Source organism: Xanthomonas albilineans (genome assembly GCF_002939705.1).
In the GTDB taxonomy this organism is placed as follows: domain Bacteria; phylum Pseudomonadota; class Gammaproteobacteria; order Xanthomonadales; family Xanthomonadaceae; genus Xanthomonas_A; species Xanthomonas_A albilineans.
The window spans coordinates 12,712-29,544 of record NZ_MDCB01000001.1; the positions used below are offsets into that span (position 1 = coordinate 12,712).

10 protein-coding genes are annotated in these 16,833 nt (G+C 60.7%); 3 read left to right on the top strand and 7 right to left on the bottom strand.

Translation table 11 applies throughout. The features are described from left to right. Positions 1–27 precede the first annotated feature (27 nt). From XalbCFBP2523_RS00065 to XalbCFBP2523_RS00070, 3 genes are all read right to left on the bottom strand, one after another. Complete coding sequence (locus XalbCFBP2523_RS00065) at positions 28–2,196, bottom strand: peptidoglycan-binding protein (protein ID WP_158250762.1); 2,169 nt, start codon at positions 2,194–2,196, stop codon at positions 28–30. Between the two features lie 62 nt (positions 2,197–2,258). Further along, positions 2,259–2,714 (bottom strand): hypothetical protein, encoded by a 456-nt coding sequence (locus XalbCFBP2523_RS16160; protein WP_146083993.1) that lies wholly within the window; start codon positions 2,712–2,714, stop codon positions 2,259–2,261. Positions 2,715–2,910: 196 nt separating this feature from the next. Beyond that, positions 2,911–4,707 carry a type IV secretory system conjugative DNA transfer family protein gene (locus tag XalbCFBP2523_RS00070; protein ID WP_045765589.1) on the bottom strand — a complete coding sequence of 599 codons (1,797 nt, stop codon included), beginning with the start codon at positions 4,705–4,707 and terminating at the stop codon, positions 2,911–2,913. Positions 4,708–5,282: 575 nt separating this feature from the next. Between XalbCFBP2523_RS00070 and XalbCFBP2523_RS00075 the strand changes: the two genes are divergently transcribed. After that, positions 5,283–7,868, top strand: a complete 2,586-nt coding sequence (locus XalbCFBP2523_RS00075; protein ID WP_407070975.1) for a glycoside hydrolase family 3 protein — start codon at positions 5,283–5,285, stop codon at positions 7,866–7,868. Between the two features lie 190 nt (positions 7,869–8,058). After that, on the top strand, positions 8,059–9,621 hold the full coding sequence (locus XalbCFBP2523_RS00080) for a sodium/sugar symporter (RefSeq protein ID WP_045765591.1): 1,563 nt from the start codon (positions 8,059–8,061) through the stop codon (positions 9,619–9,621). Positions 9,622–9,655: 34 nt separating this feature from the next. Here the strand turns inward: XalbCFBP2523_RS00080 and XalbCFBP2523_RS00085 are convergent, their stop codons facing one another. The 3 genes from XalbCFBP2523_RS00085 to XalbCFBP2523_RS00095 form a co-directional block, all read right to left on the bottom strand. Then, the gene (locus XalbCFBP2523_RS00085) at positions 9,656–11,443 is read right to left on the bottom strand and encodes a putative bifunctional diguanylate cyclase/phosphodiesterase (protein ID WP_012915725.1); all 1,788 of its coding nucleotides are present in this window, start codon (positions 11,441–11,443) and stop codon (positions 9,656–9,658) included. Positions 11,444–11,545: 102 nt separating this feature from the next. Continuing rightward, complete coding sequence (locus tag XalbCFBP2523_RS00090; RefSeq protein ID WP_012915726.1) at positions 11,546–12,106, bottom strand: response regulator transcription factor; 561 nt, start codon at positions 12,104–12,106, stop codon at positions 11,546–11,548. Continuing rightward, positions 12,103–13,326, bottom strand: a complete 1,224-nt coding sequence (locus tag XalbCFBP2523_RS00095; protein WP_045765592.1) for an ATP-binding protein — start codon at positions 13,324–13,326, stop codon at positions 12,103–12,105. The genes XalbCFBP2523_RS00090 and XalbCFBP2523_RS00095 overlap by 4 nt, the downstream gene beginning before the upstream one ends. Before the next feature lie 126 nt (positions 13,327–13,452). Between XalbCFBP2523_RS00095 and ispG the strand changes: the two genes are divergently transcribed. Then, a complete protein-coding gene (gene ispG, locus XalbCFBP2523_RS00100) occupies positions 13,453–14,718 on the top strand; it encodes a flavodoxin-dependent (E)-4-hydroxy-3-methylbut-2-enyl-diphosphate synthase (RefSeq protein ID WP_045765593.1) in 1,266 nt (421 codons plus the stop codon). A gap of 173 nt (positions 14,719–14,891) precedes the next feature. Here ispG and XalbCFBP2523_RS00105 read toward each other — a convergent pair whose 3' ends face one another. Then, entirely contained in the window at positions 14,892–16,775 is a 1,884-nt protein-coding gene (locus XalbCFBP2523_RS00105; RefSeq protein ID WP_230599046.1) for a DEAD/DEAH box helicase, read from the bottom strand. Between the last annotated feature and the right edge of the window lie 58 nt (positions 16,776–16,833).

Genomic DNA, 16,833 nt, shown 5'->3' on the forward strand with positions numbered 1-16,833 from the left:
TCAGTGGCGCTTATGCGATCCGTCTCGCTATCGGCCATACGACTGTTGTTGCTGCTGCCGCATTGCCGTCAACTCTGCTTCCTTTACCTGCTGCTGGGTCTGCACTTGCTGGAGCGTGGATTGCACCGATGGAGCTGGTTCGCGCAGGTCCAGCATGAAGTGGTTATAAGGGACATCGAGATTGCAGCCATAGAGCGTATCGCCCTTGACCGCGAAATCGTTTTTCCCTTCTGTTGTCATTCCTTGGAGCGCCATCTTGCCGACGAGCTGGTGCATGCGCTCCTCGGACATCGACACGCCCCTGTTATCTATGGTGGCCTTGGTCTGAGCGTAGAGCGCGTGCAGCGGGGACGTGGGGCTGCTGTAGGGTTCCAACGCCTTGGGTGCGGGCTGCTGTTGTGCAGGGGGCTGGTCGGGGCGAGGCGGGGCCGAGTGCTGGGTTATGGCATCGCTAGAACGGGAAGGCGCAGGCTGAGCGTGATCGGCCAAATAGCGGTCGGGGGCGAGGTGCTGCGCCTTCTGCCGCGCGGCGAACTGGGCATGCGTTTGCAGTGCTTCGAGCGTGCCAGGGTCGGCGATGCCGGTGGGCTCGCGGCCAGCCAAACGCTGAAAATCCTCCACCGCCTGTTGGGTGCGCGGGCCGTAGTCCTTGTCGTCCTGGATCGCGTTGCCATCGCGGTCGGTGACGCCGAGGGTCTGCAAGTGTTGCTGCAAGGCTTGCACCGCAGCGCCGCGGTCACCGGGCTCCAGGGACTGTGTCGTTGTCAGCGAGAGGTGGGATGGTTTCGACGTCGCCGGGGTATGTGGCACATGGCTCGCTGTTTGCCCGCCCACAACCGGAGTCTCGTGTCGTGCGGCATTCTGTGAGTGCGTCGCGTCTGGGATGCCGGGGGGAGAGTGATCTGGCGTGGCCCCACGCGCAGGTGTGCCTTGGTGTGGCGTGCCGGCGTCATGGCCGTGGTGCGTGTGCGCCGATGCAGGGCTGTGGTGGTGAAGCGAGGGATGGGTGACGTGCAGCAGGCTGTGGGTCTGGCCGTTGCGGTTGAGATTGAGGTCGAGGGTGCCGTCGCGATTTTGAGCCAGGGCAAGTTCGCTGCGCGACACCTCGGACCACTGGCCACCGACGAAGGCGCGTCCGTGTCCATCCCGATCCCATTGCACGAAGTCCTTGCCTTCGGCGTAGAAACCACGGGAGTTGGATTTGGCGGGGTTGCCGTAATTGTGGGAACCGCCGTGTTCGAGGGCTTCTACAAACGCCTTCCCTTGGACAGGATCGACAAAGAGGGCTTTTACCGTGGCGTATTGCTCGGCGAGATGGGGACGTTTGGGGTCGGCGTGGAGTTGCGTGGGATCGACCAGGGGATTCGCCATGACCGCCTGCCAGTGGGCGTGCAGAGGGTTGTGTTCGTTAACACGTCGAATAGCATTGAGCGTTTCGGCACCAGATAATGCTGCTTCATGACCAGTTCGCATGTATTCTGGGAAGGAATTTATCTTATTATTTATTTCGGAAAGGCTTCTTATTTTATTGCTTTCTATATCTTCAAGAATTCCTGAGGTGTGCTTTGATCCAACAATAAGGGCTGGGCTTTGATTGTATGCCTTTGCCAAAGATGAGAAAATTTTTATCTGTTCTTCGGTTGTTGCATTTTTATATGGGGCGGTATTTTTTAAGCGGCTTCCGATAGTGTTAATTAAAATTTCAACCTGCTTGACGTCTTGTTTATGGGCGAAGCTTTTCCCATCATCGGTTGAAAGGTAAATATTTAGGTGTGATTTTAATGTTTTATCTATATCGTCGCCAGTGGCAGGCAAGAGGCTGCTTGGGATTTGCGATCCGTGATGTTCTTGTATATAGTTCTTGTTGTGAACATCATAATATGAGTCGCGAATGTGATGTCCATCTCGGCCTAGGCTGGATGCAAGAAGCGAAGCATCATCCTCTTTCAATATCCAATCTGGATGATTAGCCGCAGCCCATGTTTGAAATGAATTTACAAGATTTATGGCAATATCTTTGTGGGCGCCAAAGTCAGTTTGCATTTCACCTATCGTGTATCCACTATTGCCAATTGGCTCCAGCATTTCTAAGCCATTTTCCTTGTTTTTAACTATATTGCCGCAGAAGTTAAGTTGATAAGCGATATCAGAACCTTCTGAGCTAACGCCGATTGCATAATATGCGGCGGCACGCATTTCTTCATCTGTTAAAACTGGCATAATCCATTACCTCTTCCTGTAAGGGTTGAATCTAAATTTCAACTGGTGCATTTGCCATCTTTAATTACGACTTTCCCGTTGACCGTTGGGTGTAACAAGAGATATTTTTCAAATTCACGTCCGTTTTTGCCAATCGTCAGCTTGTACCATATCAGGTCTTTCCCTTGGCGAACAAAATAATCACTAGATTCGGATTCGTAATCAGGACAGATTGGATGATCTGAATTTTCATCATCTCCACAATAATTTACGAATAGCTTTCCACTTTTGATGTTTCCTTTGAGTTTTCCAGAAACTCCGGACCCTCTTGTGCTTCCATTGCTCCATTTTCCGTCCACTTGATTTTTTTTCTGGGTCAATTCAATTGATGCCACCTGCTGAGGGCCGCAGGTTTGTTCATAAACCCATTTCCCATCGAATTTATTATCCTTGGCGAATGCTTGGGTGAGAAATCCAATCGAAATTAATGGAATTAAGTAAGTGAAATGTTTCATTTTTTATCTCCGTAAATTTTATCAGTTTCCAATTTGATGAATTATAATTTTTCGGATTGGTGCGTGCATTGCATTATTCTGGTCTCATTCGCGGTAGATTTTTGATGTGCTGGAGGCATGGTTTCTGCTTGCAATGGCTTTAAATAAGTTGTCGAAATTTTTGGCACATTGCGATGGATGCCGTCGATCCATGTGTTCACTCCCCATCCTTGCTCGCCTCGGGCGGCGGATCGCGTACCACGTTTATCGGCACAATCTCCACCGGCGGCAGGATGCGCTGCTTGAAGAAAGCATCCTTGAAGAACCAGTTCTTCTTGCAGCGGATCGGTTTGCATCCTTCCAGGAATAGCAGCGCGTCATCGCTGGGTAGTTCCTTGAGTTCCTGCGGTAGCATCAACGCGCGTTTTTCTTCGGTGTAGTGGATGTTGTAGCTGCTGCCTTGCGCGCCGCCGCCCTGAGAGCGGTGCTTGCGGCGGATGGTCTTGAACCCCAATTGCTCGCTGTAGGCATTGGCGTCTGTCTGTTCGTGCGGGGTGTAGACCACGCTGCCGGCGTGGTTGGTGGTGAAGTTCTGGGCGTCGTGCTCGCCGTAGACCGAGCGCAGTTGGGCGTTGCTCTGGATGATGCACAGGTCGCGCACCCCATAGCTGGCCGAGATCGAAATCCGCTTGGCCCACACGTCCACGCGCCCCATCGCGGTGAATTCGTCCATCAGCATCAACATCTGGTACTTGAGTGCGGGCTCATCACCCAGTTGCTTGTCCAGATTGTTGCCGATTACGGTGCTGAAGAAGATGTTCAACAACTTGCCGCTCTCGTCGAGTTTCTGCGCGGGAATGACCGTGTAAATGGTGGTTTTCCGCTTGCGGATGGCGGTGACGTCGAAGTCGGTGGCATTGGTGGCCGCCGCCAGGGTCGGATTGAGGAACTGCTGCAATGGCGCCTGCATGGTGGCGACCACGCTGGAAAAGGTCTGCTCGGCCATCCCGATCAGGTTACGCAGGGTGGTACGGGTCTGCTCACTGATGAAGGAGAATTCCTGCTGGCCTGAGGCCGAGAGCCAGGTTCCGACGATTTCCTTGATGCTCTGGCTCCCCGCACCGGAGGAGAGCCGCAGGATGCGTTCAAAGCTTGGAAATCTAGGGTCCACGTTGGGATCGAGAGGCGCTTGGAGGTCGAGCTTGCCTTGTGCGTCAGCTCCTGGGAAACCCTTGCGCTCCATGTCCTCCCATTTTTCAAACATGAAGGAGGCGAAGGCGACGAAGATGGCGCGGGCTTGGGTCGCCCAGAATGGGTCCTTTCCGGGTGCGTCGGGGTAGAGGATGGCGGCGATGGTTTGCAGGTCGGCGATGTACTGGCTGGGCCTGACAAAGGACAGCGGATTGAATCGGTGGGTTTTGCCATCGGTGGCATACGGGGCGAACTTGTAAATGCGCTGTCCCTGCGCAGCGCGCCAGCCGCTGGTTTCCTTGAACAATTCGCCCTTGATGTCGAGCACGCACATCGAGTGCTCGTAGGTCAGCAGCACCGGAATGGCAATGCAGGTGGTTTTACCGCTGCGGGTGGGGGCCACCACCATCACGTGGAGCGCACCGTTGATGTAGAGGTGGTGTCTGCGATACTTGCCGATAATGATGCTTTCGGGTTTTTTCTCCAACAGGCCTGCGCGCTTCATGTCGTGCAGGTTGGCAAAACCGGCATCGCCATGCAGTGACTCATTCCGGCGACTTAATCGGAGCAGCATGACGTTCAACGGCAGCCACACGATGAAGGTCAGGCCGAAACCCAGTATGCCGCCGAGTTTGATTTTCATCGCGTATGGTTGGACCTGCGGCAGGCCCAAGGCGCGGACATATTGGAGATAGGTGTTCCACTCGAGCGGGATGTTGAGCTTGAGCAGCATTAAGGTGATGTAGCCGGACAAGTACAGGCCAGCGAATGCGGCGAGCAGAAGCAAGACCAGGGCGGTTCCGAAACGGGCCTTCATTCCCATGTTGACGATCCTTTATTCAATCCATTTTGGTGGTTCGCACCATGCGTTTTTCAGCGTGGTGCGCTCAATTGGACCATATCATCATCTTGGCCCGATCCATGGTGTAGGGGGGGCTGGTTCACTTCTCAAGTTATGACCTGGGTCGGTGAACTTGCCGCTGAGCTTGACCTGTTCCGAGTCCAGACACGGTCAACGTCGATGCAGGTCGCGCTGCATGCCCCCTTTGCGTGCCCGGTCTGACCGCTTTTGCACGCGCCGTCCTGTCCACGCTTCGCGCCAAGCTGCATCGCGCACGCGCGCAGTCTACAAATTCGTCCATATTGCGACGCAACAAAAAGCGCGGGAGTGTCGCTGGTGCAGCCACCGCCGCCGCGCATGCGAAGGCGGCGTAGAACAGCCAAAGCGGATATTTCATCGCTATAGCGTCAGTCGATATCCATCGACAACCACGGCATATCGCGTGGCACGGTTGACAGCCTCGGGGCGATTCGGGAAGCGTAGGCGTCGGTCGCGCATCGCGGTGGGCGAGGCGGCCGTTGTCTGGCATGCGTTCGCCGTTCCTGGGAGGGAGTTGCTTGGATACACAGTTTGCTGGCGCGATCGCGCCGCTTCGTCATGCGTTGGCCGTGGGGGTGCTGGCCCTGGGGGTTGTGGCGGCTGGACGTTCTTCGGCCGCTGCTCCGGCACCGGCTATGACCGCCGCTACGCCAGTGATCCATCCGGCGCTGTGGCCGTCACCGGCCTGGCCGTTGCCGGAAGACCCGGCGCTGGAGGCGCGCCTGACCAAGCTGATGGCGCAGATGACGCTGGAGCAGAAGGTCGGGCAGATCGTGCAGGGCGATATCGCCAGCATGACTCCTGAGGATGTGCGCAAGTATCACATCGGCTCGGTGCTGGCCGGTGGCAACTCCGATCCCGGCGGCAAGTACGACGCCAGTCCGGCGCAGTGGCTGGCGTTGGCCGATGCGTATTACACCGCATCGATGGAAAAGACCGGCTCCGGCCCGGCGATCCCGATCATCTTCGGCATCGATGCCGTGCACGGGCAGAGCAATATCGTCGGCGCCACGCTGTTCCCGCACAACATCGGTCTTGGCGCCACCCGCGACCCGGAGCTGATACGCAAGATCGGCGAAGTCACCGCCGCCGAGACCCGCACCACCGGCATGGAGTGGACCTTCGCGCCGACCGTGGCGGTGCCGCAGGACGACCGCTGGGGCCGCACCTACGAGGGCTATTCGGAATCGCCGGAGGTGGTGTCCAGTTTTGCCGGCAAGATGGTCGAGGGTTTGCAAGGCGTGCCTGGCCAGCCGGGTTTCCTCGATGGCAGCCACGTGATCTCCTCGGTGAAGCATTTCCTCGGCGATGGCGGCACCACCGACGGCAAGGATCAGGGCGATACCCGGGTCAGCGAGCTGCAGTTGCGCGACATCCACGGTGCGGGCTATCCACCGGCGATTGCCGCTGGCGCGCAGTCGGTGATGGCCTCGTTCAATAGTTTCAACGGCGTCAAGATGCACGGCAACAAGGTGATGCTGACCGACGTGCTGAAGGGGCAGATGCATTTCGGTGGGTTCGTGGTCGGCGACTGGAACGGCCATGGTCAGGTTCCCGGTTGTCGCAACGACGATTGTCCGGCGGCGTTCAACGCCGGCGTGGACATGCTGATGGCGCCAGATAGTTGGAAGGGGTATTACGAAAGTGCGCTGAAGGCGGTGAAGTCCGGCGAGATTCCGATGGCGCGGCTGGATGATGCGGTGCGGCGGATTTTGCGGGTGAAGCTGCGGCTGGGCCTGTTCGAGGCCGGCAAGCCGTCGCAGCGCCCGCTCGGCGGCAAGTTCGAACTGCTCGGCGCGCCCGCGCATCGTGCAGTGGCGCGTCAGGCGGTACGCGAGTCGCTGGTGCTCTTGAAGAACCAGAACCACCTGCTACCGCTCAAGCCGCAGACTCGGCTCCTGGTCGTTGGCGATGGCGCCAACGACATGGGTAAGCAATGCGGCGGTTGGACCCTGAACTGGCAGGGCACCGGCACCAAGCGCGCCGACTATCCGCATGCCACGACCATCTGGGAGGGGCTGCGGGAACAGATCCAGGCTGCCGGTGGCAGCGCCGAGTTGGCGATCGACGGCAAGTATACGAATAAGCCTGATGTGGCGGTGGTGGTGTTTGGCGAAAATCCCTACGCCGAGTTCCAGGGCGACATCGCCACGCTGCTGTACAAACCCGGCGACGACAGCGATCTGCAACTGATCAAAAAGCTCAAAGCCGATGGTATTCCGGTCGTGGCGGTGTTCCTGAGCGGACGTCCGTTGTGGGTGAACCGCGAGATCAACGCCGCCGATGCGTTCGTCGCTGCCTGGTTGCCGGGATCGGAAGGTGGCGGCATTGCCGATGTGCTGCTGCGCAAACCCGATGGGCAGCTTCAGTACGATTTCCACGGCAAGCTCAGCTATTCCTGGCCGCGTTCGGCGGTGCAGTACGCCAACAATGTCGGGCAGAAAAACTATAACCCGCAGTTCGCATTCGGTGAGGGCCTGACTTATGCCGACAAGGGCGATCTGAACCGTCTTTCCGAAGTTTCCGGCGTGTCCGGCGCGCAGGCGGTGGGCGGGGTGTACTTCGAACGCGGCAAGCCCGCGGCGGGCATCAACCTGATCCTGCAAGGTGGTACGCAGGCCAATCTGCCGGCAGCGACGGTGCCGGTGGCGCTGGCCGACGGCGCGCTGAAGGTCACCGCGATCGACTACAAGGCGCAGGAGGACGCACGTCGCTTCGTCTGGTCGGGCAAGGGTAAGGCCGCGTTGGCGCTGGTGCTGCCCAGGCCGCTGGATGTCTCGCGTGAGAGCAATGGCGATCTGCAATTGATTCTGACCATGAAAGTGGATGCGCCGCCGGCTGGCGCCACTAGCATCGGTGTGAATTGTGGTCATGGTTGCGCGGCACAGGTGCCATGGGGCAAGGCGTTGGCCGCGTGGCCCAAGGGCGAATGGCACACGCTGGGAGTACCGCTGAAGTGCTTCGCGGTCGCCGGTGCGGACCTCGCCAAACTCGAGCGGCTTCCCGTGATCGAGAGCGATGCCGCATTGGATCTTTCGGTCTCGCGAATTGCGCTGGGTTCCAGCAACGACGCGCAGCGCATGCTCGATTGTCCGTTGCGTTGATTGGCGGATCTGTGGCGCCGGCGTGGGTGCTCAACCTCGCCGGATGCGAACATTGCCGCATCGCCGATGATGTTCAACGCGTGCGATGCTGCCGCACAGGGTGAGAAAGGCGTGATAGTCAGGAGCGCTGCCCGTGCGGGCGGCGTCGTACTCAACGATGCGACAGGGCCGAGGCTCGTAGGAGAACGCCATGGGTTTGGCGAGGTTGGATGTAGCGATCGTGCTGGTGTACTTGGCGGGCATCTTCGTGCTTGCGCAGTGGGTGTCGCGGGAGAAAGCCGGGCATCGCAAGAGTGCCGAGGATTACTTCCTGGCGGGCAAGACCTTGCCGTGGTGGGCGATTGGCGCTTCGCTGATAGCAGCGAACATTTCTGCCGAGCAGATCATCGGCATGGCCGGCTCCGGCTATGCGATCGGCCTGGCAATCGCTTCCTACGAATGGATGGCGGCGCTGACCTTGTTGATCGTCGGCAAGTTCTTCCTGCCGGTGTTTCTACGCAATGGCATCTACACCATGCCGCAGTTCCTGGAACAACGCTACGGCAAGTGGATCCGCACGCTGATGGCGGTGTTCTGGCTGCTGCTGTACGTGTTCGTCAACTTGACCTCGATCCTGTGGTTGGGATCGATCGCGGTGAGCCAGGTTACCGGCATGGACCAGACTCTGGCGCTGGCTTTGATCGGTGTGTTCGCTCTTGTCTATCAGTTGTACGGTGGCCTCAAGGCGGTGGCGCTGACCGACATCGTGCAGGTCACCTTGCTGGTGCTGGGCGGTTTGCTGGTCGCCGGGCTGACCCTGTCGCGTATCGGCGATGGTGCTGGCGTGCTGGCCGGCTTCAAGCATCTATGGAGCGCGCATCCGGAACACTTCCACATGATCCTGTCCAGGGACAATCCCTTCTACAAGGATCTGCCGGGCTTGAGCGTGCTGTTCGGCGGACTGTGGGTGATGAACATCAGCTACTGGGGCTTCAATCAGTACATCATCCAGCGCGCATTGGCGGCCCAGAACATCGGCCAAGCGCAGAAAGGCATCGTGTTCGCCGCCTTCTTGAAGCTGTTGATGCCGGCGGTGGTGGTGGTGCCGGGTATCGCCGCGGTGGTGCTGGCGCCGGCTCTGGCTAAACCCGACCAAGCCTATCCGACCATGATGCAACTGTTGCCCAGCGGCATGCTCGGCCTAGTGTTCGCCGCGTTGGTGGCGGCGATCGTGGCCTCGCTGGCATCGAAGATCAATTCGGTGGCAACCATCTTCACTTTGGACTTCTACGCCAAGCTCCGCCCGCAAGCCGACCAGAAACGCTTGGTGCGCGTTGGCCGGTTTGCCGCCGTGTCGTCGGTGTTGATCGGTCTTCTCGCCGCGCGCCCGCTGTTGGGTAATTTCGACCAGGGTTTCCAGTTCATCCAGGAGTTCACCGGCTTTTTTACCCCCGGCGTGGTGGTGATCTTCATGCTGGGCTTGTTCTGGAAGCGTGCCAACGAGGCAGGTGCGCTGAGTGCGGCGGTCGGTTCTGTTCTGTTGTCGGTCGTGTTGAAAAAACTGTGGCCGCAACTGCCGTTTATGGACCGCATCGGATTGGTGTTCGTGCTGTCGCTGCTGTCGGCGGTGCTGGTGTCGCTACTGACTCCCCAGGCGCCAGCGCGAGACTTGATCCGCACCGACGACGTGCGCTATGCCACCGCGCTCGGCTTCAAGCTCGGTGCCACGGTGGTAATCACGATTCTGATTGCGCTCTACGCGGTGTTCTGGTGAGTGCTGTCCGGCGAGGGGCGGTGGCGCCACGCGCTCACGCGCCGTGCCAGGGTGTTGCCAGCCACGCGTCCAGCGCGGCGGCCGACATTGGCTTTGCGATCCAGTAACCCTGGCCTTCGTCGCAGCCCCAGTCGCGCAGCATCTGGTACACGGTTTCGCTCTCGATGCCCTCGGCCACGACCTGCTGGCCGAAGTCGTGGCCGAGACGGATCATCGCTGGTACCAGCACGCTGTCGCTGCGGCTCGCGGGCAATGTGCGGATGAACGATTGGTCGATCTTCAGGGCGTGGGCGGGGATGCTTTTGAGGTAACCGAGGTTGCTGTAGCCGGTGCCGAAGTCGTCGATGGCGATTTTCACCCCGAGTGCGCTGATTTGTTGCAGTTGTTCGGCGACCCGTTGCGGATGGCGGATCATCGCGCTTTCGGTGAACTCGATTTCGATGGCGCCCGGTGCAAGTGCGTGCTGTGCCAGCAGGCTACGCAGGTTGGTGATGAAATCCGCTTGCTCCAGATCCACTGCCGACACGTTCAACGACACGGCGAAGCGATGTCCACGCTGTTGCCACAGCGCGGCCTGGGCGATACCGGTTTGCAGCACCCAGGCGGTGATCTGCGGCATCAGCGCGGTCTTCTCTGCCAGTGGAATGAAATTATTGGGCGCGACCGCCCCCAGCAGCGGATGCTCCCAACGCAGCAGCGCTTCCACTCCGGTGCAGGCACCGCTGTGCATGCTTACTCGCGGTTGGTAGTGCAGGCTCAGTTGGCCGTGTGCGCTCAGCGCTTCCGGAAGCGCGGCCAGGATCCGGAATGCGCTGCGCTGGTTGGCGTCATGGCTGAGTTCGTACAGGCTCCAGCGCAGGCCGCGCTGGCGTGCCATATCCACGGCGGTCGTCAGTGAGCGCAGGGTATGGTTGGCGCTCAGTCCGCCGTCCAGGTAGACCGCGCCGAGCGAGGGGGTGGCCACGTGCGGGATACCCTGGTGTTCGATCGCCAAGGTGAAGGCGTCGCAGACTCGATCGCACCATTGCGCCAGCTTGTCCTCGTCGCTGCCTTCGATCACGAACACGAACGTGGTGGTGTCGATGCGATAGAGCGGTATCCCATCCAGTGCCTGCACCAGCCGGTCGCGTGAGGACAGCAGGTAACCTTCGGCGTATTCCCATCCCAGCGCCTTGACCATCTCGCGGAAGTACTTGGTTCCGCACACGTCCACTGCCACGGCGGTGTTGTGCTGCTGCGTGCCTTGCAGCGAGAGCCACATGGTCAGGTCTTCGTTGAAACGCAGGCGGTTGGGCAGTTGGGTGAGCGGGTCGATGAATCCGGCGTTGCGCAGGGCGTCGATGCGGATCATCAGGATGTCGCGCAGGTCTTCCAGGGTCTTACGCGACGACTCGTCGAAGTCCTGGCGCGGTTCGGTGTCGACCACGCACAACGCGCCCAGATTGGCGCCGTCGGCCATCAATAGGGGGGCCCCGGCATAAAAACGCACGAATGGCGGTCCGGTCACCAGCGCGCTGTCGCGAAAACGCGGATCCTCGCGGGCGTCGAGGACCACCAGTAGTTCCGTACTCTGGATCGTGTATGCGCAGAACGCCTGGCTGCGCGGGGTTTCTGCGGTGTCCACACCGATTTTGGACTTGAACCACTGGCGCCGCTCGTCGACCAGCGACACCATCGCGATCGGCACCTTCAGGTGACGCGCGGCCAATTGCGTGATCAGGTCGAAGACGAGGTCCGCCGGGGTGTCCAGCAGGCAGAGTTGCTGCAGGACATTCAGTCGTGTTGGTTCGTCCAGCAGCGTGGGGGGAGGGAAGATGGACATGCTGATTTAGCGGCCTTGGGGGAGAGGGCTTGAGGAACGATGGACGGGTAGGAGGCGCAGCGTTCATGCAAGGCGCTGAAGCGCCGATGCGGACCGCACGGTTTAGCGGGGGGGATCACGATTGGGGCTGGGGCGCTTGGCGAGTTTGCGTTGCAACGAGCGCCGGTGCATGCCGAGCAGGCGTGCGGCGGCGGAGACGTTACCGCCGGTTTCGTGCATGGCCTGCTGGATGTGTTCCCATTGCAAGCGGCTGAGCGGGGTCATCGCGTCAGGTACGTCGTCGTCGTCCTCGTTGTCCTCTGCCTCCAGGCCGAGCGCGCGCAGGATCATCGGCACGGTCGCCGGTTTGGGCAGATAGTCGTCGGCGCCGAGCTTGATCGCTTCCACCGCAGTGGCGATGCTGGCGTAACCGGTGACCAGCAGAATGCGCATGTCGGAGCGAATCGCGCGCAACGGCTGAATCAGTGCCAGGCCGGATTCGTCGCCGAGCTTGAGGTCGATCAGCGCGTAATCCGGGGGGCTGGCTGCGGCCAGCATCAATGCCATCACACTACTCTCGGCCGTGAGGGTTTCCAGGCCGCGGCGGGCCAGGGTGCGTTGCAGGGTGCGCAGATACAACGGATCGTCGTCGACCAGTAGGCCTAGTGGGGTGTCGGTGGTCATGCGGAGGTCTCCAGAGCGAGCAGCGGCAGACGAAATCCGACCCGGGTACCGTGACCGTGCGCGGGCTGTGTCCACAGTTCCCCGCCCAGGCGCTCGATGGTCGCATGCGACAGCGCCAAGCCGACGCCCATGCTGTCGGGCTTGCCGCTACGGAACAGGGTGGCAGGCAGCCCGACCTGCTTGGCGTCGAAGCCGCCGCCATAATCGCGCACCTCGCCGATCAATTCGCTGCCGGTGACGTGTACGTTCAGGTCCACTTGTGGCTGACCGGTGCGTTCGCCGGCGTCGGCGGCATTGTTCAGTAGCACTTGCAACAAGTGGCCGATTGCGCTTTCCATGCGCAGTTGTAAAGGCGCATCGTCGTTGCGGTGCAGTTGCACGGTCGGCCGCACCAGTTGCCATTGATGCAGGACGTGCGCCAGCGAGACCATCCCCCCGCCTGCCCGTTGAGCCGGTGCAGCCAGTGCCAGCACCCGCTCTCGGCACTGCACCAGCAGTTGCCGCAGCGTGTCCAGATCCTCGCGTAGTTCCGGCTGCATGCTCTGCTCGGCGATATCGTCGGTGAGCAGGGTCATGGTCGCCAGCGGCGTGTTCAATTCGTGCGCGACCGAGGCGGCATGGGTGGCCAGGGCCACGATGCCCTCGTTGCGGGTAAAGCGCTCACGCAACAGCGCCAGTTCGCGTTCGCGTGCGCGCATGGCCATCGCCAGACGGGTGGAAAACACCAGCACCACCACGGTGGACAGCAGGAAGTTGGCTGCCATTCCCCAGCGCTGTAGGTCCAGCACCTGATACGGACCGCGCGGCAGTGGCAGCCCGAACAGCGCGCTGACCGCGTAGCCGCTCATACAGGCCAGTGCCACCGCCAAGGCCCAGCGCAGCGGCAAGGCCAGTGCCGCCAGTGCGATCAACACCAGGAACAGGGAGCCGAAGGCGTTGCCGATGCCCCCGCTCCAGCCGACCATCCAGGTCAGTACGGTGATATCCACCAAAATGTGGCTAAATGCCGTGGCCGGCGTGGCCGCGGCGGTATGGCGCAGGCGTAACTGCGCATACAGGTTGAACAGCGCCAGTACGGCAACGCCGGCCCACAACGGCGCTTGCGGCAACAGCAAGCGCATCGGCCAGGTCGCCAGGAGGATCGTCGCTGCCTGCCCGGCGGTGGCCAGCCAGCGCAGGCTGCACAGGGTGCGTAGGAAGGAAGCGTCGGTGGAGTCCATGTCATGCATCGTATGCGCCGGGAGCGGTGCGTCTTGTGATTACCGGTTGCGGTACGCGCCGTTTCGCTGAATCGCCGGCATCTTGGGAGTGGGGCGGCCCCCCGCCTTGCAGGCTAAAATGTCGGCATGTCCGACCCTGTCAGCCGTTCCGCCCCTTCCGCCGACGCCGCGCCCGGCCCGCGCCGCCTGACCCAACCGGTCCGCATCGGCGGCGTCACCATGGGCGCTGGTGCGCCGGTCGTGGTGCAGTCGATGACCAATACCGACACCGCCGACGTGGCCGCCTCGGTCAAGCAGGTGGCGGAGTTGTGGCGCGCCGGTTCGGAGCTGGTGCGGTTGACGGTCAACAATCCCGAATCGGCCGCGGCGATCCCGCGTATCGTCGACAAGTTGCGGATGATGGGCATCGAGGTGCCGTTGATCGGCGACTTTCACTACAACGGTCACCAGTTGCTGGCCGCTGAGCCAGCCTGCGCGCAGGCCTTGGCCAAGTACCGGATCAACCCCGGTAATGTCGGTTTCGGCAAGAAGAAGGACACCCAATTCGCGCAGTTGATCGAATTTGCGCTGAAGTACGACAAGCCGGTGCGCATCGGCGCCAACTGGGGTTCGCTCGACCAGGCGTTGGCGACGCAACTGATGGACGAGAACTCGCGCCGCGCGGTGCCCTGGGATGCTGCGCGGGTGCTGCGCGAGGCGCTGATCCGTTCGGCGCTGGATTCGGCCGAGCGCGCCGTGGAGCTGGGCATGGGCCGCGACCGCATCGTGCTCAGCTGCAAGGTCAGCGGGGTGCAGGAGTTGATCGCGGTGTATCGCGACCTGGCGCAGCGTTCGGATTTTGCTCTGCACCTGGGCCTGACCGAGGCCGGCATCGGCAGCAAGGGCATCGTGGCGTCCAGCGCGGCACTGGCAGTCTTGTTGCAGGAAGGCATCGGCGACACCATCCGCATCTCGTTGACTCCGGAGCCGGGACAGTCGCGCACGCAGGAGGTGATTGTTGCCCAGGAGCTGCTGCAGACCACCGGTCAGCGTGCCTTCACCCCGCTGGTCACCGCCTGCCCAGGTTGCGGCCGTACCACTTCCGAGTTCTTCCAGGAACTAGCCAGAGTGGTGCAGAACCATGTGCGTGCAAAGATGCCTGAGTGGAAGATTCAGCATCCCGGCGCGGAGAACATGACCCTGGCGGTGATGGGCTGCGTGGTCAATGGGCCGGGCGAGTCGCGTCATGCCAACATCGGCATCTCCCTGCCCGGCACCGGTGAGGCGCCGGCGGCGCCGGTGTTCATCGATGGAGAAAAAACCGTCACCTTGCGTGGCGAGAACATCGCCCAAGAGTTCGTTGCGTTGATCGACGATTACGTCGAGCGCACCTATGTGCGTCGCGTTGGGTGAATCCCCTGTCGGGAACGCCGCCAGTCCGTGTCGTTGGCGGCACAAGTTCATCTGGTTCCGCGTTCTGCAGCACACGGTTCTAGGCCAATGCAGTGTGCATGATTTGGCGTGTATCGGTCGCGTCCGGTTGAGAGCTGTTTGTGCGGTGATGGTAGCATTGTGCCTACGTGGGGTTAGGCAGCCTGCAGGCGCTCGCGTACCTGATCCAATGCCAGGCTGATCTTGTGCGCGAATCCGCCTTCGCCATGGTGCAGCATCACCAGTTTTCCAAGCGCGCGGGTCATCGCGACATAAAGAAGTTTTGCATCCAATTGCCTGCGTTGTTCGTCATCCGGCCCGTGCTGGCCTATTTCGCAGATGCCGGGAATGAACACGGTGTCGAATTCGAGCCCCTTACTCGAATGCATCGTCATCACTTTCACGCGCGGTGCGCCCTCGAACAGGTTGCATTTGCTGCCCTCGTCGGCAAGTGCGACCGGGATCTGCGCCTGTAGCAGGCGCTCGGCGATCAATTTCGCCAGCTGTCTGCTACGGCAAAGCACTGCAAAATCGTCGATGCCTACGCCTTTGCCGATGGCATTGCTGATGTGCGCGGCGATGTGCCCGGCCTCGTCCCAGATGTTCCGACAACGCAGTAGTTGTGGCAGTGGCCCACGACGTCCGGCGCTCTCTGGTGCGATGACCGGGACGTGGTCTTCATCCGTGTCGTGGTTTTCGAGCAACTCGCGGGCGAACGCTTTGGCTGTCGCCAGCACTTCGAGGGAGTTGCGGTAGTTCAGGCGCAGGATGGTCGTGCGTCCCTGGGCCTGGATGCCGACACTGGCGAAGGTGAACTTGCGTTTGCGTCCATTCTCATAAAGTGACTGCGCGTCGTCGTAGAGCACGAGCAGCGAGTTGGTGTCCGGATCGACCATTTGCACGATCAACTGGAACCATTCGGGTTGGAAATCGTGTCCTTCGTCGATTAGCACGGCGGCGTATTGGCCGCGCGGAATGGCGTTGGCGTGGAGGCCATCGATCACGCATTGCACCAGTGCGTCCGCGGCGGCCTGTGCAGTTGCAGTGTCTGCCGCGGGACGCAGCACCTTGAAGGTGTCCAATTGCAGGCGGCACCAGCCGTGGAAGTGTGCCACCACGATCCGGTCGTGCACATTCGTGTCCGCGACGATCTGCCGCAGCCGTCCGGCCAGGGTCTTGTTGTAGCACAGCACGAGCACGGGCTTGACATGACGGCGTGCCAGTTCCACGCAACGATAGCCAAGGATCATGGTCTTGCCCGAACCAGCAACGCCGTGGATAACGCGATGCCCATCGCCCAGCGAGCGCGCCAGTTGTTCCTGCTGCAAATCCATGATCTTGATCAGGTCAGGGATTTCGGCAAGCAACGAAGGTGTTTCCGGCGTGCTGTCGAACATGCCGGCTTGAACCGGAATGCGCAGTTCGGGAAACAGATGCCAACGGATGCGGTCGATCTGGGCAGGCGATAGTTTGCAGGCAAACTGCACCGTGAACATGCCCCAGAGCCGTTTACGGAAAGCTTCGGGGTCGACCGATTGGCTCATCTCGTCGCTGCACAGCACGCTGGCCGAGGGAATGACGCGCTGCAACTGCGCCTCATCGAACTGGCGGCGGGTGATATTGCTCAGGACCACGCCCCATCCCCAGGGTATGAGCAGCTTGCCGGCGCGTGGGGTGTTGTCGGGATGGCGCAGTGCCGGGTCGTGTTGCAGCAGTTTGCACAGTTCACGGGCGCACTCGCGCGCCTGACGTAGCGGGTTGGCGATGACGTTGGGGCCGCGTTCGGTTTTCAGGACGACCTTGTCGGGGTCGATCCGCTCAAACGATCCCAATGTCCAGTCCTTGACTTCCAGAACCAGAAGGCCTTGCTGTGGATGTAGAACGATAAAATCGGGAGACCGTTGCAGGGGGCCGAGCGACGCCTCGTACCAGCACACAGCCTCGGTGTCTAGCTTCTCCGCAAGGCGTTGTGCGAGGCGTCGTTCGCCGGGTTCCATCCGCGCCGAACACGAGGAAAAGCTGGGGAGTAGTTCGGCCATCGTCGCTTCCCCCTGAAATCGCTACTTGGGGGCAGAGCTTAGTGCTGCGCCGATGCGA

Coding starts and splice junctions, on each gene's coding strand:
- ispG (WP_045765593.1), top strand. CDS start 13,453: ATGTCCGACCCTGTCAGCCGTTCCGCCCCTTCCGCCGACGCCGCGCCC.
- XalbCFBP2523_RS00085 (WP_012915725.1), bottom strand. CDS start 11,443: ATGTCCATCTTCCCTCCCCCCACGCTGCTGGACGAACCAACACGACTG.
- XalbCFBP2523_RS00105 (WP_230599046.1), bottom strand. CDS start 16,775: ATGGCCGAACTACTCCCCAGCTTTTCCTCGTGTTCGGCGCGGATGGAA.
- XalbCFBP2523_RS00090 (WP_012915726.1), bottom strand. CDS start 12,106: ATGACCACCGACACCCCACTAGGCCTACTGGTCGACGACGATCCGTTG.
- XalbCFBP2523_RS00070 (WP_045765589.1), bottom strand. CDS start 4,707: ATGGGAATGAAGGCCCGTTTCGGAACCGCCCTGGTCTTGCTTCTGCTC.
- XalbCFBP2523_RS00065 (WP_158250762.1), bottom strand. CDS start 2,196: ATGCGTGCCGCCGCATATTATGCAATCGGCGTTAGCTCAGAAGGTTCT.
- XalbCFBP2523_RS00095 (WP_045765592.1), bottom strand. CDS start 13,326: ATGGACTCCACCGACGCTTCCTTCCTACGCACCCTGTGCAGCCTGCGC.
- XalbCFBP2523_RS00080 (WP_045765591.1), top strand. CDS start 8,059: ATGGGTTTGGCGAGGTTGGATGTAGCGATCGTGCTGGTGTACTTGGCG.
- XalbCFBP2523_RS16160 (WP_146083993.1), bottom strand. CDS start 2,714: ATGAAACATTTCACTTACTTAATTCCATTAATTTCGATTGGATTTCTC.